The organism is Microbacterium sp. ET2, assembly GCF_030347395.1.
Lineage (GTDB): Bacteria > Actinomycetota > Actinomycetes > Actinomycetales > Microbacteriaceae > Microbacterium > Microbacterium albipurpureum.
Window position 1 is genome coordinate 2,802,076 of the sequence record NZ_CP128170.1, and the last position, 15,616, is coordinate 2,817,691.

Here is a 15,616-nt window from a genome sequence, read left to right on the forward strand (position 1 = left end):
CAAGGAGATGAACATGCGACGACGCATCATTCCCGTGGCGGGAGCCGCCGCGGCCATCCTCGCCCTGAGCGCCTGCAGCGGCGGCAGCGGAGGCGGTGGCGCCGGCGGCATGGACAGCCGCGGCGACATCACCATCTGGTACTCCAACAACGAGGCCGAGATCGCCTGGGCCGAGCAGATGGTCGAGTCGTGGAACGCCGAGAACCCCGATGAGCAGATCACCGCGCAGGAGATTCCCGCGGGGTCCTCCAGCGAGGAGGTCATCAGCGCGGCCATCACCGCCGGCAATGCCCCCTGCCTGATCTTCAACACCTCGCCCGCCGCGGTGCCGGAGTTCCAGCGCCAGGGGGGCCTGGTCGACCTCACCGAGTTCGAGGACGGCGAGGACTACATCACCGAGCGCTCGGGCGACCTCGCCGAGCAGTACCGCTCGGAGGACGGCGGCTTCTACCAGATGCCCTGGAAGAGCAACCCCGTGATGATCTTCTACAACAAGGCCCTCTTCGCCGAGGCGGGACTGGATCCCGAGAACCCGGCGCTGTCGACCTACGACGAGTTCCTCGAGACCTCGCGCACCCTCAGCGAGGCGGGCGTGGCGGAGTACGCCATCAACCCCGCCCCGACGAGCGAGTTCTTCCAGTCGTGGTTCGACTTCTATCCGCTCTACGCCGCTGAGACCGGTGGCACCCAGCTGGTCGAAGACGGCGCCGCGACGTTCGACAGCGCCGAGGGAGAAGCGGTCGCCGACTTCTGGCGCACCCTGTACGCGGAGGGACTGGCCGGCCAGGAGCAGTACCAGGGCGATGCGTTCGCCGACGGCTACTCCGCCATGGCGATCGTCGGACCGTGGGCCATTTCGGTCTACGGCGACACGGTGGACTGGGGCTCGGTTCCCGTCCCGACCTCCGGCGGCACCGCGGCCGACGAGACCTGGACCTTCAGCGACGCCAAGAACGTGGGCCTGTTCACCGCCTGCGAGAACAAGGGCACCGCGTGGGACGTGCTGAAGTTCGCCACCAGCGAGGAGCAGGACGGACTGTGGCTCGAGGCCACCGGCCAGATGCCGCTGCGTCAGGACCTCACCGGCACCTACCCCGACTACTTCGCGGCGAACCCCGCCTACGAGCAGTTCGGCGACCAGGCGTCGCGCACCGTCGAGGTGCCGAACGTGCCGAACTCGGTCGAGATCTGGCAGACGTTCCGCGACGGCTACTCCGAGGCGGTCATCTTCGGTGAGGGCGAGATCCCCGCGTTCCTCTCCGACACCGCGACCGAGGTCGACGACCTGGCGGCGGGAGACTGACATGACCGTCTCCACCGGCACTCCCGGTCAGGACGCCACGGCGCGCCCTGGCCGGGAGCAGCCCGGGCGAGGCGGCGCAGACGGGTCTGATCGACCGAAGGGGATGCTGCGCCGCATCCTGGGTTCGCAACCGCTGGGCCTCATCTTCGCCGCGCCCTATCTGATCTTCATCGGGGTCGTCTTCGCGTACCCGATCGTGTTCGCGGTGTGGATGTCGTTCCACGACTACTTCTTCGCCGCACCCGGGGCGGTCGTGGACCGCCCGTTCGTGGGGTTCGACAACTACGCCGCCGTGCTGAGCGACCCCGACGTCTGGCGGTCGTTCGGGAATGTCGGGATCTTCCTCCTCATCAACGTGCCCCTGACCGTGGCCCTGTCGATGCTGCTGGCCACGGCGCTCGACCGCGTCGCGCGGGCGAAGACCTTCTTCCGCGTCGCCTACTACGTCCCCTACGTCACCGCGTCGGTGGCCGTGGTCGCGGTGTGGCTGTTCCTCTTCTCGGGCAACGGCCTGGTCAACAACATCCTCGGGCCGCTCGCCCCCGACCCGTCGTGGCTGATCAACTCCGCCCTTGCGATGCCGACCATCGCCCTGTTCGTCACCTGGAAGGGGCTGGGGTTCTACATCCTGCTCTACCTCGCAGCGCTGCAGAATGTGCCCCGCGAGCTCTACGAGTCGGTGTCGATGGACGGCGGTGGCCGCATCCGGCAGTTCTTCTCCGTCACGGTGCCGAGCGTTCGTCCCGCGACCCTGCTCGTGGTGCTGCTGGCGACCATCACCGGAGCGAATCTCTTCACCGAGCCCTACCTCCTCACCGGTGGGGGCGGACCCAACGGCGCGTCCACCTCGCCGGTGCTCCTGATCTACCAGCGCGGCATCGAGCAGGGGAACCCCGACATCGCCGCGGCGATCGGGGTCATCCTCATCATCTTCGTACTGATCATCGCGGCGCTCCAGCGCCGATTCGTGGGAGGGGAGGACCGATGAAACGGGCCCTCGGCAGTTCCGCCGCGATGTACGTCGTGCTGAGCCTCGGGGCTCTGGCGTTCCTCTTCCCCTTCTACTACATGGTGATCGGGTCGCTGCAGACGACGGTCGACCCGTCGCCGAGCGGCGCGTTCCCCGACCCGGGCAACCTCACGCTGGACAACTACGGCGCCATCAACGAGCGGATCGACCTGCTGCAGGGTCTGGCGAACTCGGGCATCTTCACCGGCGGGGTGATCCTCGGAACCGTGGTGTTCGGCGTGCTCGCCGGATACGCCCTGGCGGTGCTGCACTGGCGGGGGAGGAGCGCCACCTTCTCGCTCGTGCTGCTGGTACAGGTCATCCCGTTCCAGCTGCTGATGATCCCGCTCTACGTGATGATCGCGCGTGACTACGGACTCGCCGACTCCTATGCCGGCATGATCCTGCCGTTCTTCATCAACTCCACCGCGGTCATCATCTTCCGCCAGTACTTCCTCCAGCTGCCCAAGGAGCTCTTCGACGCCGCCCGCATCGACGGCGCCGGTGAGCTGCGGCTGCTGTGGAACGTCGCCCTGCCGCTCGTGCGCCCGGCGCTTCTGACGGTGGTGCTGCTGACCTTCATCGGCCCGTGGAACGAGTTCCTCTGGCCCTTCCTCATCACCAAGGAGGCCTCCATGCAGCCCCTCGCGGTGTCGCTGGCCAACTTCCTGTCGAACATCGCCGCGTCCACCGCCAACCCGTTCGGCGCGACCCTCGCGGGCGCCGTCGTGCTCGCCGCCCCCGCTGTCGCGCTGTTCCTGATCTTCCAGCGCTACTTCACCAGCAACGACCTCGGATCCGGAGTGAAAGGATGACAATGACATCCCCCCTGACCACCGTTCCCTATCGGATGACGCGTGTCGGCGTCGTGATGACACCGACCCCCGGCGACGCGCAGGAGGCCGAGGGGGTGCTGAACCCGGCCTCGGGTCGCGGTCCCGACGGCACCCTGTACCTCCTGCCCCGGCTCGTCGCCGAGGGCAACGTCTCGCGGGTCGGCCTCGCGCGCGTCGTGATCGACGACGGCGTGCCGGTGGGAGTCGAGCGGGAGGGCGTCGTGCTCCAGCCCGATCGCGGGTGGGAGCGGGGCGCCGACAACGCCGGCGTCGAAGACCCCCGGGTCACCTGGATCGAGGCCCTCGGGCTCCACGTCATGACCTACGTCGCGTACGGCCCGCTCGGACCGCGGACCGCGCTTGCGGTCTCGCCCGATCTCCGCCAGTGGCGACGTCTGGGTCCGGCGCTGTTCCGGTACGAGGAGTCGCTCGACATGGACCTCAACCTCTTCCACAACAAAGACACCGTCTTCTTCCCTGAGCCGGTGACGGCGCCGGATGGGACGCTGAGTCTCGCGGTGCTGCACCGCCCCATGTGGGACATCGGTGAGACCAAGCCCGGTCAGGGCGTGCGGGTGCCCGCCGGTGTCACCGACGAGCGCCAGTCGATCTGGATCAGCTACGTCCCCCTCGACGTCGTGCGCGAAGACATCGCGAACCTCGTGCTGTGGGAGCAGCACCGCTTCGTCGCGGGGCCGGAGTTCCCCTTCGAGGAGGTCAAGATCGGCGGCGGGCCGCCGCCGCTGCGCGTGCCCGAGGGGTGGCTGGTGCTTCACCACGGGGTGACGGGCGTCATCGACAGCGCCTTCTCGCAGCAGCAGAAGGTCAACTACGCCGCCGGCGCGCTGCTGCTCGACGCCGACGACCCCAGCCGGGTCATCGCGCGAACGCCCGAGCCGCTGCTGCGGCCAGAGACCGACGACGAGCGCAGCGGCATCGTGCCGAACGTCGTGTTCCCCACCGCGATCGAGGAGATCGACGGACGCCACTTCGTCTTCTACGGGATGGCCGACTCCAAGATCGGCGTCGCGCTGCTCGAACGCACCGACGCCACGACCGACTGAGCTCGACCGACTGAGAAGGAGAAGCACATGAACACGCACGCACGACGAGGTGCGCGCTGGGCCGTCACCGGCGCCGCGGTGGTCGCCCTGACCGTGGGGCTCGCGAGCCCCGCGGCGGCGACTGCGCCGGCGCCGGTCGCGGCGGCGACATCCGTCCCGTCCGCACCACTGACGAACCTCTCGCACCTGGACTTCCTGCTCGACCAGGCCACACCGCCGCCGGGCGTCGAGGGGCACACCACCTACCGCCTCGCCGAGGAACCCGAACTGACCTTCCCGTGGACGTACGCCGACGCCCGCGACGGCGGCACGTTCGAGCGGGTCGGCGGCGGACCCCTCGACCCCGAGACCGGGTACTGGGGGCAGGGGGCGTACAACGCCGACGACATCTCCCGGGCGGCGGTGGTCTACCTCCGGCACTTCGAGCAGACGGGCGACGAGGCGAGCGCCGACAAGGCGTACGAGCTTCTGCGCGGGCTCACCTACATGCAGACGGTGACCGGCCCGAACGCCGGCAACGTCGTGCTGTGGATGCAGCCCGACGGCACGCTCAATCCGTCGGCCGAGCCGATCGAGCTGCCCGACCCGTCGGACTCGGGCGCCAGCTACTGGCTCGCACGCACGATCTGGGCGCTCGGCGAGGGCTACGCCGCGTTCGCCGACGTCGACCCGGGGTTCGCGGCGTTCCTCGACGAGCGGCTCGACCTCGCCCTCGAGGCCCTCGACCGTCAGGTGCTCTCGCGCTACGGCGAGTGGACCGAGTCCGACGGGCTGCGCGTTCCGGCGTGGCTGATCGTCGACGGAGCGGATGCCTCGGCTGAGGCCGTCATCGGACTCGCGGCGCGGGCGTCCGCAGGCCCTGACGCGCCTGCCGCACGGGACGCGCTGGCCAAGCTCGCGGAGGGCATCGCGGCGATGTCGGCCGGGGACGAGGAATCATGGCCCTACGGCGCGGTGCTCCCGTGGGCGCAGTCGCGGAGCATGTGGCACGCGTGGGCATCGCAGATGCCGGCGGCTCTCGCCGTGGCATCCGATGTCCTCGACGACCCGTCGCTGCTGGCACCTGCCGTGGCCGACACGGCCGTCTTCACCCCCACGCTGCTGACCGCCGGCGGGGCGGACAACGGCTGGTTCCCGAGCCCGACCGACCGGGTGCAGATCGCCTATGGCGTCGACTCGCGGGTGCAGTCGCTGCTGTCGGTCGCGGATGCCACGGGCTCGGCCGGGCTCGAGAGCCTGGCGGGCCTCCAGGCGGCGTGGTACTTCGGTGCGAACCGGGCGGGGGAGCCGATGTACGACCCCGCGACCGGTGTCACCTACGACGGCCTGCAGCCCGATGGCACGATCAACCGCAACAGCGGTGCCGAGAGCGCCATCCACGGCCTGTTGACGATGCTCGCGCTCGACGCGCACCCTGCGGTCGCGGCGCGCGCCACGGCGTTGACGACCGTCGCCGCGCAGGACGGCCTGCGTGTCGTCGAAGCCGAAGACGCCGTGGCCACCGATGGCACCGTCACCACGCCCGAGTCGTGGACGGGGGAGTCGAGCTGGTCGGGCGACGCCCTGACGCTCGCTCCCGGTCAGGAGGCGACCTGGGAGGTCGGCACCGCCGACACGCGGCGCTGGCTGGAGCCGGTGGTGTGGTCCGATCCGGGTGAGACCTCGAGGTCGACCTGGCGATCGGGCGGGCAGCTGAAGGTCACCGGGCCCGCGCAGGGCATCTCGCCGGCGCCGGGCGTGCTCCTGCCGTACGCGCTGACCGCGCTGCTGTCGGAGAACCGCGACGAGGTCAGCGTGAAAGCGCTGAGCGGCGAGCTGATGCTCGACGCGATCCTGGTTCGTCCGTGGCTCTCGCGGCTCGTGCTCGAGGGCGACGGTGCGCGCACCGAGCCTCGTGCAGTCGACCGCGGTCGGCGTGCAGCGCGCCACCCTCGGCGCCGACGGTGTCGCCTCGACGATCCGCGTCTACGACGAGGAGGGAGAGCTCGTGCGCACGACGTCGGTGACCGGCGAGGCGAGCGTGGTCGTCCCGCGCGGCGGCTTCGCGCTCGCCGAGGGCTGAGCGCGGCGAGGTCGCGACCGGGTGCGGCGGCACGCGGGAGGACATCGGCACACGGGAGGATTCGGCGGGGGGCTGTGGTCCTCCCGTGTGTCGATCCCCTCCCGTGTGCCGCGCTTCCCGCGCGGCGGTTCGCGCTCGCCGAGGGCTGAGCGACACGGGGGTGTGCGCGGGGCACCACCCCCGTGTCCGATTTCCGCCGGAACCTCACCTCCGAGCGTGACAGGCTGGGGGCATGACGACGCCCGAGACCGTGCACGCGACGCCCCGCGACATGGGCTTCGCCGAGCGGTATCGGGTCATCCAGTCGCGCGACCGGCGCTTCGACGGGCAGTTCGTCACGGCGGTGCGTTCGACCGGCATCTACTGCCGGCCCAGCTGCCCCGCCCGAACCCCCAGAGAGCAGAACGTCACGTTCTTCGCCACCTCGGCCGCCGCGCACGAGGCGGGCTATCGCGCGTGCAAGCGGTGCCTGCCCGAAGCGGCGCCCGGATCGCCCGCCTGGGATGTGCGCGGCGACCTCGCCGCCCGTGCCATGCGGCTCATCATCGACGGCGTCGTCGACCGCGAGGGCGTCCCCGGCCTCGCCCGGCGCCTCGGCTATTCCGCGCGCCACCTCACCCGACTCCTCACCGCCGAACTCGGCGCCGGCCCCCTGGCCCTCGCTCGCGCTCAGCGCGCGCACACCGCCCGCACCCTGCTCGTGGGCACCGATCTGTCGTCGGCGGACGTCGCCTTCGCCGCGGGGTTCACCAGCGTCCGTCAGTTCACCGACACGATCGGCGAGGTGTTCGGGATGCCGCCGCGCGACCTCCGAGCACGCCGACATCGCCTCCACGGCGCAGCCCCCACTCCCGGGACGATCGACCTCGCGCTGCCGCTGCGGGGACCCATCGACACCGCGGGACTTTTCGGCTGGATGCGCGCGCACGCCGTTCCGGGCGTCGAGCGCGGCGACGCCGCATCCTTCGCCCGGGTCGTGCGGCTGCCGGCCGGACCCGCGTGGTTCGAGGTGCGCGAGGATGCCGGGCGGCTGCGTCTTCGCGCACGCCCGTCGTCGCTGCACGACCTCAGCACCCTCATCGCGCGGGTGCGGCGGCTGTTCGACCTCGACGCCGACCCGCTGGCGGTGGATGAGGCGCTGTCGGCTCATCCCGAGCTGGGCGCTGCGGTCGCGGACATCCCGGGTGTGCGCGTTCCGGGGGCTATCGACTCCGGCGAGATGCTTCTGCGGGCGATGATCGGCCAGCAGATCAGTGTCGCCGCCGCGCGCACGATGCAGGGGCGGCTCGCTGCGGCACTCGGAACCACTGCCGACACCCCCGACGGGCCGATGACGCTCTTCCCCGATCCGGCGGTGATCGCCGAGCGTGGCCACGAGGTGCTGCGGGGACCGGCAGCGCGCGTGGGCGCCGTCATCGCCACCGCCGCGGCGCTCGCCGACGGCACCCTCGCCCTCGGCCCGGGCGACGACAGGGCCGAGCAGCGCCTCCGGCTGCTCGCCCTCCCGGGCGTCGGACCGTGGACGGCCGACTACGTGCGCATGCGCGTCCTGGGCGACCCCGATGTGCTGCTGCCCGGTGACGTCGCGGCCCGCACCGGGGCGGCGGCCCTCGGCCTTCCCGGCGATCCGCGGGGCTTCACGGCGTGGGCCGAGCGCACCGCGCCCTGGCGCAGCTACGCGATGGCGCACTTCTGGTACGCGGCGCCCGTCACGCGAGCGTGGCGCGCGGACGACCGCACCGCCGACACCGCGGACAGCACGAACACCCGCATGGCCGACCCCGTGACCGACCCCCACCCACCCCACCTGTCGCCCTGCGCCCCACCGATCCGCCACCCGTCACCGCACCGACCCGCCGGAGGACCGCCTCATGAGCACCGCGATCATCCAGACCCTCGACACTCCCGACGGCGCCTTCACGATCCTCGAGCACGAGGGTCTCGTCGAGGCGTCGGGGTGGACCGCCGACCACGCCGCGCTCCTCGCCCGCCTCGCCCCGGCCCACCGTCCCGACGCGATCGCCGAGGGCGACACCGAGGCGGCCGTGGCCGTCACCGCCTACTACGCCGGCGACTCCGCGGCCATCGACGCCGTCCCGGTCCGTCAGCACGGCACGGCCCTGCAGCACGCCGGGTGGGAGGCCCTCCGCGGCATCGCACCCGGGCGGCCGCTCACCTATGCCGCCTTCGCCGCCCGGCTCGGCAACCCCCGTGCGGTCCGCGTCGCGGCCTCGATCTGCGCGCGCAATGCGCCGGCGCTCTTCGTCCCCTGCCACCGCGTGCTCCGATCCGACGGCACCCTGGGAGGCTTCGCCTGGGGGCTCGACGTCAAACGCGCACTCCTCGATCGCGAGACCCGACGCGCTCTGGCGCAAACTGCCTCTTGATCACAGCCGCTTCCCAGGTTTAGTCTGGAGGGCTGTCGCGATCGCGGTGGCTTCGGACCACCCCACACCCTGGAGGATGCCATGTATCAGGTCGACCACGTCGCGAAGATCGCCGCCCTCCTCCCCACGGCGCGGTAGCTCGCACTCCTCGGGTTCTCCTCCGGCATAACCGCCGCGCTCCGAGCGTTCCGTTCGAGCAGCGCTCCTTTCTGCGTCTCACCACGAGTGAGCGCTTCTCCGCCACGTCCCACCAAGGATCATGACCTCCTCCGCTCCGCCCGCGACATCCGCGAAAGCCCACCTGTCCACACCCCGCGCGCTCGCGCGGCTGCTGCCCTTCGTCCGCCCGGTGCTTCCGCGCCTCTCGCTCGGTGCCGGCAGCGCACTCATCGCCAGCCTGCTCGCCCTCTGCATCCCGCTGGTGCTCGAGGCGATCGTCCAGGGGCCGATCAGCTCCGGCGACCTCGGTCTCATCGGGTGGGGCGCCGCCGCGATCCTCGGGCTCGGCATCGCCGAGGCGGCGATGGTGTATCTGCGCCGCTGGTTCGTGCTCGCCCCCGCCACGATGGTGGAGTACGAGCTGCGTCAGACGTTCTACTCGCGTCTGCAGCGCCTCCCGGTCGCCTTCCACGATCGCTGGCAGTCGGGACAGCTCCTGAGCCGCATGATGCAGGACATCAGCACGCTGCGCCGCTGGATGGCCTTCGGCCTGGTGCTGCTCGTGGTGAACGTGCTGACCATCGTCGTCGGCACCGCGCTGCTGTTCCGCTGGCACTGGCTCCTGGGCACCGTGTTCCTCGTGGTGTCCGCGCCGCTGTGGTACGCCGGATACCGGTTCGAGAAGGCCTACGGGACCCTCGCCCGTCAGAGTCAGGACCAGGCGGGCGACCTCGCCACGTCCGTGGAGGAGAGCGTCCACGGCATCCGGGTTCTCAAGGCCTTCGGTCGCGGCAAGCACGCCCTCCAGAAATTCGCCCGCCAGGCCGAGACCCTCCGCCAGACCGAGCTGCGCAAGGCCGGTGCGGTCGGGTGGATCTGGTTCTGGCTGGTGATCCTGCCCGACATCGCCTTCGCGCTGTGCCTGGGCACCGGCATCTACCTCGCCGCGACCGGACAGCTGGAGGTCGACGCCCTCATCGCATTCTTCGCCATGACGACCGTGCTGCGCTGGCCGATGGAGTCCATCGGGTTCCTCTTCTCCTTCACCCTCGACGCGCGGACGGCGACCGACCGCATCTTCGAGGTCTTCGACGAGGAGAACACCATCACCGACCCCGCCCGACCCGTGCAGTTGACGAACGTGCGCGGTCAGCTGGCCTTTGAGGACGCCCACTTCCGCTACCAGGATGCGGGCGCCCACGAGGCCGATCTGCTGAACGGCATCGACCTCGTTCTCGAGCCGGGGGAGACGATGGCGCTCGTGGGGCTGACCGGAAGCGGCAAGACGACGCTCACCACCCTCCCGACGCGGCTCTACGACGTCACCGGCGGACGGGTGACCCTGGACGGGACGGATGTGCGCGACCTCACCCTGAAGGACCTGCGACGTCATATCGGCATGGCCTTCGAGGACGCGACGCTGTTCTCGCAGACTGTGCGCGAGAACATCCTGCTCGGGCGCGAGGACCTCGAGCCGGGTTCCGACGAGGCCGAGCGGATCCTCCATGAGGCCCTCGGCGTCGCTCAGGCGAGATTCGTCTACGACCTCCCTGCCGGCGTCGACACCGTCATCGGTGAAGAGGGGCTGAGCCTCTCCGGCGGTCAGCGTCAGCGTCTCGCGCTCGCGCGGGCGGTGGCGGCACGGCCCAGCGTTCTGGTTCTGGATGACCCGTTGTCGGCGCTCGACGTCGACACCGAGGCTCTCGTCGAAGACGCGCTCCGCGTCGTGCTGAAGGACACCACCGCCCTCGTGGTGGCGCACCGCCCCTCGACCGTGATGCTCGCCGACCGCGTCGCGCTGCTGGAAGCAGGGCGCGTCACGGCGGTCGGCCGTCACTCGGATCTGCTGCGGGAGAGCGAGCACTACCGGCACGTCATCTCCAGCCTCGAGCTCGCGGAGCGCGAGGCGCGCGACCCGTCCGACGTGCTCGACGCCCCGGCCGACGGCCGCGACGAACCCTTCGATGCCCTCGAGAAGGAGGTGACCCGATGAGCACGACCACCGTCACCGGAACCAGCGGCGAAGACCGCTCCGACTACACCCGGGAAGAGAGCCGCGCCATCCGGCGCCGTTCGCTCCGTCTCCTCGGCTCGCTGATCGCGCCCGTGCGCTGGCAGCTCGTGCTGGCCGCCGCGGTGCTCGTCGTCTCCACGGCGCTGCGCGTCGCCGGTCCGGCGCTCATCGGATTCGGCATCAACAACGCCCTGCCCGCCGTGGTCGATCAAAACGACTGGATGCCCACCATCGTCGTGGTCGGTCTCTACCTCTTCAGCGGCATCGGCGGTGCCGCCCTCATCGGCTGGTACGTGGTCGTTGCCGCGCGCCTCACCCAGGCGGTCATGCTCGACCTCCGCAAGCGCATCTTCCTGCACACGCAGAAGCTGAGCCTGGAGTTCCACGAGTCGTACACGTCGGGCCGCATCATCTCGCGGCAGACGAGCGACCTCGACACGATCCGCGAGCTCCTGGACGGTGGGCTCAATGAGCTCGTCTCCGGCATCCTCTTCGGGTTGTTCACCCTCATCGCACTGCTGCTCGTGGACTGGCAGTCCGGCGTCATCCTCATCATCATGGGGATTCCGCTCTTCCTCCTCATGCGCTGGTTCTACAAGCGCTCCCAGATGGTCTACCGCCAGTCGCGGGTGGTCAGCGCGTCTGTGATCGTGAAGTTCGTCGAGTCGATGACGGGCATCCGCGCTGTCAAGGCCTTCCGGCGCGAGGAGCGCAACGACAAGGAATTCGGCGACCTGGCCCTCAGCTACCGCGACGTCAACATCCGCTCGATCCGCCTGTTCGGCACCTTCGAGCCGGGGCTGATGGCGGTGGCCTCGATCGCGATCGCGATGGTGGTGCTATGGGGCGGCATCCGGGTGTCGACCGGGGCGCTCGGGCTCGGATTCCTGCTGTCGGCGGTGCTGTACGTGAGGAACTTCTTCTCCCCCCTGCAGGAGGTGGCGTTCTTCCTGAACTCCTATCAGTCCGCGGTCGCCGCGCTGGAGAAGGTGTCGGGTGTGCTGGAGGAGCAGCCGACGGTTCCGGATCCGAAGCGGCCGGTCGACCTGTGGTCGGCGCGCGGGCACGTGAGGTTCGACGGCGTGACGTTCGGATACGGGGACGACCGCGTCATCCTGCCCGACTTCTCCCTCGACATCCCCGCGGGCCAGACCATCGCGCTCGTCGGGACGACCGGGGCGGGGAAGTCGACGCTGGCCAAGCTCGTCTCGCGCTTCTACGACCCGACCATCGGGTCGGTGTCGCTCGACGGCGTCGACCTGCGGAACCTGCACCCGAAAGACCTGCGACGCGCGATCGTCATGGTCACGCAGGAGGCGTACCTGTTCAGCGGGACCGTCGCGGACAACATCGCCCTCGGCAAGCCCGACGCCACCCTCGACCAGATCCGGGCCGCGGCGCGGGCGGTCGGTGCGGAGTCGTTCATCGAGAAGCTGCCCGACGGGTATGACACCGACGTGAACAAGCGCGGCGGCCGGGTCTCGGCGGGGCAGCGTCAGCTGATCTCCTTCGCCCGCGCCTTCCTCGCCGACCCGGCGGTGCTGATCCTCGACGAGGCGACGGCGTCGCTGGACATCCCGAGCGAGCGCGCGATCCAGGAGGCGCTGCAGACCCTGCTCGCCGATCGCACGGCGATCATCATCGCCCACCGCCTCTCGACAGTGGCGATCGCCGACCGGGTACTCGTGATGGAGCACGGGCGCATCATCGAGGACGACACCCCCGACACGCTGATCAGCGGAGACGGCAAGTTCGCGCAGCTGCATCGGGCGTGGCGGCAGTCCCTGGTCTGACGCCCGGTGCAGGTCGCCGCCTCGCTCACAGAACGCCGCCAACCTCACAGCATCCGGCCTTCGGGCTGTGAGGTTGGCGCGACTCTGTGAGCTGAAGAGCCCCGGGGCACGCGGGAGCGGGGCGAGGCCCGGCGTGCGGTTAGAGCGACACCTCGGCGATGACCTCGCCGTACTCCGTCTCGCCGACGGGGGAGAAGCCCACCCGGCGGAAGAAGGCCTCCGGGCCGCCCTCGCCGGCCTCGTAGATCACGTTCACCGAATCCATGCCGCGCGAGCGCGCCTCGGCGAGCAGCTGCTCCACGGCGAACCGGCCGACACCGCGGCCCTGATCGTCGGCGTCGACGTTGATGCGCCACAGCACGGAGCGGAAGTACTCCTGCGGGAAATCGGGGTCGAAGTTGGCGCTGACGAAGCCGACCACCTCGTCGCCGTCGAGCACCACCCGCTGCCACGAGGTCTGCGGGTTGACCACGGTCGCGGCGATGCCGTAGCTCACCGGTGAGAGGAACTCCTCCTGGCCGGGCTTCAGCGACATGTTGTTGACCGCGACGATCGTGGACGCGGACAGTTCTTCGAGGCGAAGTTCGGCCATACCCGACAGGCTAGCGAGAAAGGTCACCTCACGTGCGACGAGGTCGCTCGACAACGGGCCGAACCGCGGCCCGAAGTATCTCGACGTCAAGATACTTCGGCCGGTTGGGATAGGGTGGGATGCGACGTGAACGACAGTCGAACGACGGCCGGCGGCGGCCGCATGAAGGACAGAGACGTGACGGAATCCACCATCATCTACACCTACACCGACGAGGCGCCCGCGCTGGCGACGGCCTCCTTCCTCCCCATGGTGCAGGCGGTGACGCGTACCGCGGGTGTGGACATCGAAACGCGCGACATCTCGCTCGCAGGCCGCATCCTCGCGGCCTTCCCGCAGAATCTGACTCCCGAGCAGCAGGTCGGCGACGCCCTCGCCGAGCTCGGCGGCCTTGCCACGCTTCCCGAGGCCAACATCATCAAGCTCCCCAACATCTCCGCCTCGATCCCGCAGCTGAAGGCCGCGATCGCCGAGCTGCAGAGCCAGGGGTACGACATCCCCGCCTACCCCGACGAGCCGCGCACCGTGGAGGAGAAGGACATCCGCGCCCGCTACGACCGCATCAAGGGCTCCGCGGTGAACCCGGTGCTTCGCGAGGGCAACAGCGACCGCCGTGCCCCGCTGTCGGTGAAGAACTACGCGCGAAAGCACCCGCACCGCAACAAGCCGTTCGCCGACGGGTCGAAGACCCGGGTGGCGACCATGGGTCACGACGACTTCCGCTCGAACGAGAAGTCGGCGCTGATCCCCACCGACGACGTGCTGACGATCCGCCAGGTCGCCGCCGACGGCACCGAGACGGTGCTCAAGGACGGCATCAAGGTTCTCCCCGGCGAGATCGTGGATGCCACGTTCCTCTCCGCGAAGGCGCTCGACGCCTTCCTCGCCGAGACCATCGAGGCCGCACGGGAAGACGACGTGCTCTACTCGGTCCACCTCAAGGCGACGATGATGAAGGTCAGCGACCCGATCATCTTCGGCCACGTCGTGAAGTCCTTCCTCCCCGACGTCTTCGCACGCCACGGTGCGGCCCTGACCGCGGCAGGCCTCACCCCCAACGACGGACTCGGTGCGATCCTCGCCGGGCTGTCGGAGATCGACGGCGGCGACGAGATCGCGGCGGCCATCCGCGCCGACCTCGAGGGCGGTCCGCGTCTGTCGTACGTCAACTCCGACAAGGGCATCACGAACCTCCATGTCCCCTCCGACGTGATCGTCGACGCCTCGATGCCCGCGCTCATCCGCAACGGCGGCAAGCTCTGGGGCGCCGACGGCGGCGAAGACGACACGCTCGCCGTCATCCCCGACTCCTCCTACGCCGGCGTCTACCAGACGGTCATCGACGATTGTCTCGCGCAGGGTCCGCTCGACCCGGCCACGATCGGCACCGTGCCCAACGTCGGTCTCATGGCCCAGGCGGCCGAGGAGTACGGCAGCCACGACAAGACCTTCGAGATCGCTGCTGCGGGCACCGTGCAGGTCGTGAACGCGGCCGGCGACGTGCTCATCGAGCACGAGGTGCAGGAGGGCGACATCTGGCGGGCGATGCAGACCAAGGATGTCGCGATCCGCGACTGGGTGAAGCTCGCCGTCACCCGTGCCCGCGCGACCGGTGCGCCGGCCGTGTTCTGGCTGGACAGCACCCGTGCGCACGATGCCACGCTCATCGAGAAGGTGCACACCTACCTCGCCGACCACGACACCGACGACCTCACGATCGAGATCCTCGCTCCGTCGGAGGCGACGCAGTACTCCCTCGACCGCCTCCGCCGCGGCGAGGACACCATCTCGGTCACCGGGAACGTGCTGCGCGACTACCTCACCGACCTCTTCCCGATCCTCGAGGTCGGCACGAGCGCCAAGATGCTCTCGATCGTGCCGCTGCTGGCCGGCGGGGGCCTGTTCGAGACCGGCGCCGGCGGCTCCGCGCCCAAGCACGTGCAGCAGCTCGTCGCCGAGAACTATCTCCGCTGGGACTCGCTGGGCGAGTTCTTCGCCCTCGCCGCGTCGCTCGAGCACCTCGCCGAGGTCACCGGAAACGGCAAGGCGAAGGTCCTCGCCGACACGCTGGATGCCGCGACCGGGACGTTCCTCGAGAACGACAAGTCGCCCGGCCGCGCCCTCGGGACCATCGACAACCGGGGGAGCCACTTCTACCTCGCGCTGTACTGGGCGCAGGAGCTGGCTCGCCAGAGCGTCGACCCCGAGCTCGCCGCCGCCTTCGCACCCATCGCCGAGGCCCTGGCGGAGAACGAGCAGCGCATCGTCGACGAGCTCATCGCCGTGCAGGGTTCCGCCGTCGAGATCGGCGGCTACTACCGTCCCGACCCCGACCGGGTCGCGCAGGTGATGCGTCCTTCGGCGACCCTGAACGGAATCATCGACGGCATCGCCTGA

The 15,616-nt window shown here is 70.0% G+C and carries 10 protein-coding genes and 1 pseudogene; 10 read left to right on the plus strand and 1 reads right to left on the minus strand.

Translation table 11 applies throughout. The features are described 5' to 3' along the window. The first annotated feature begins 13 nt into the window (after positions 1-13). The 9 genes and pseudogenes from QSU92_RS13650 to QSU92_RS13690 all read left to right on the plus strand — a co-directional run bounded on the left by QSU92_RS13650 (position 14) and on the right by QSU92_RS13690 (position 12,627). Positions 14-1,303, plus strand: a complete 1,290-nt coding sequence (locus QSU92_RS13650; RefSeq protein WP_289262701.1) for an extracellular solute-binding protein — start codon at positions 14-16, stop codon at positions 1,301-1,303. Position 1,304: 1 nt separating this feature from the next. Then, positions 1,305-2,291 (plus strand): carbohydrate ABC transporter permease, encoded by a 987-nt coding sequence (locus QSU92_RS13655; RefSeq protein WP_289262702.1) that lies wholly within the window; start codon positions 1,305-1,307, stop codon positions 2,289-2,291. Further along, entirely contained in the window at positions 2,288-3,127 is an 840-nt protein-coding gene (locus tag QSU92_RS13660; protein WP_289262703.1) for a carbohydrate ABC transporter permease, read from the plus strand. Before QSU92_RS13655 ends, QSU92_RS13660 begins: the two co-directional genes overlap by 4 nt. Further along, a complete protein-coding gene (locus QSU92_RS13665; RefSeq protein ID WP_422880382.1) occupies positions 3,124-4,212 on the plus strand; it encodes a glycoside hydrolase family 130 protein in 1,089 nt (362 codons plus the stop codon). The genes QSU92_RS13660 and QSU92_RS13665 overlap by 4 nt, the downstream gene beginning before the upstream one ends. A 27-nt stretch (positions 4,213-4,239) precedes the next feature. Further along, complete coding sequence (locus tag QSU92_RS13670; RefSeq protein ID WP_289262705.1) at positions 4,240-6,423, plus strand: hypothetical protein; 2,184 nt, start codon at positions 4,240-4,242, stop codon at positions 6,421-6,423. 83 nt (positions 6,424-6,506) lie between these two features. Then, positions 6,507-8,045 (plus strand): annotated as a pseudogene (locus QSU92_RS13675) (DNA-3-methyladenine glycosylase 2 family protein); the annotation flags it as partial. Between the two features lie 100 nt (positions 8,046-8,145). After that, positions 8,146-8,661, plus strand: coding sequence for a methylated-DNA--[protein]-cysteine S-methyltransferase (locus tag QSU92_RS13680; RefSeq protein ID WP_289265911.1), 516 nt, complete (start codon positions 8,146-8,148; stop codon positions 8,659-8,661). Between the two features lie 259 nt (positions 8,662-8,920). Next, positions 8,921-10,813, plus strand: coding sequence for an ABC transporter ATP-binding protein (locus QSU92_RS13685; protein WP_289262706.1), 1,893 nt, complete (start codon positions 8,921-8,923; stop codon positions 10,811-10,813). Next, on the plus strand, positions 10,810-12,627 hold the full coding sequence (locus tag QSU92_RS13690; RefSeq protein WP_289262707.1) for an ABC transporter ATP-binding protein: 1,818 nt from the start codon (positions 10,810-10,812) through the stop codon (positions 12,625-12,627). Before QSU92_RS13685 ends, QSU92_RS13690 begins: the two co-directional genes overlap by 4 nt. 139 nt (positions 12,628-12,766) lie before the next feature. Here QSU92_RS13690 and QSU92_RS13695 read toward each other — a convergent pair whose 3' ends face one another. Next, complete coding sequence (locus QSU92_RS13695; RefSeq protein ID WP_289262708.1) at positions 12,767-13,219, minus strand: GNAT family N-acetyltransferase; 453 nt, start codon at positions 13,217-13,219, stop codon at positions 12,767-12,769. A 177-nt stretch (positions 13,220-13,396) separates the two neighbouring features. On the opposite strand from QSU92_RS13695, the gene QSU92_RS13700 reads away from it, so the two are divergent. Next, on the plus strand, positions 13,397-15,616 hold the full coding sequence (locus QSU92_RS13700; protein ID WP_289262709.1) for an NADP-dependent isocitrate dehydrogenase: 2,220 nt from the start codon (positions 13,397-13,399) through the stop codon (positions 15,614-15,616).

Coding starts and splice junctions, on each gene's coding strand:
- QSU92_RS13680 (WP_289265911.1), top strand. CDS start 8,146: ATGAGCACCGCGATCATCCAGACCCTCGACACTCCCGACGGCGCCTTC.
- QSU92_RS13655 (WP_289262702.1), top strand. CDS start 1,305: ATGACCGTCTCCACCGGCACTCCCGGTCAGGACGCCACGGCGCGCCCT.
- QSU92_RS13685 (WP_289262706.1), top strand. CDS start 8,921: ATGACCTCCTCCGCTCCGCCCGCGACATCCGCGAAAGCCCACCTGTCC.
- QSU92_RS13665 (WP_422880382.1), top strand. CDS start 3,124: ATGACAATGACATCCCCCCTGACCACCGTTCCCTATCGGATGACGCGT.
- QSU92_RS13690 (WP_289262707.1), top strand. CDS start 10,810: ATGAGCACGACCACCGTCACCGGAACCAGCGGCGAAGACCGCTCCGAC.
- QSU92_RS13660 (WP_289262703.1), top strand. CDS start 2,288: ATGAAACGGGCCCTCGGCAGTTCCGCCGCGATGTACGTCGTGCTGAGC.
- QSU92_RS13670 (WP_289262705.1), top strand. CDS start 4,240: ATGAACACGCACGCACGACGAGGTGCGCGCTGGGCCGTCACCGGCGCC.
- QSU92_RS13650 (WP_289262701.1), top strand. CDS start 14: ATGCGACGACGCATCATTCCCGTGGCGGGAGCCGCCGCGGCCATCCTC.
- QSU92_RS13695 (WP_289262708.1), bottom strand. CDS start 13,219: ATGGCCGAACTTCGCCTCGAAGAACTGTCCGCGTCCACGATCGTCGCG.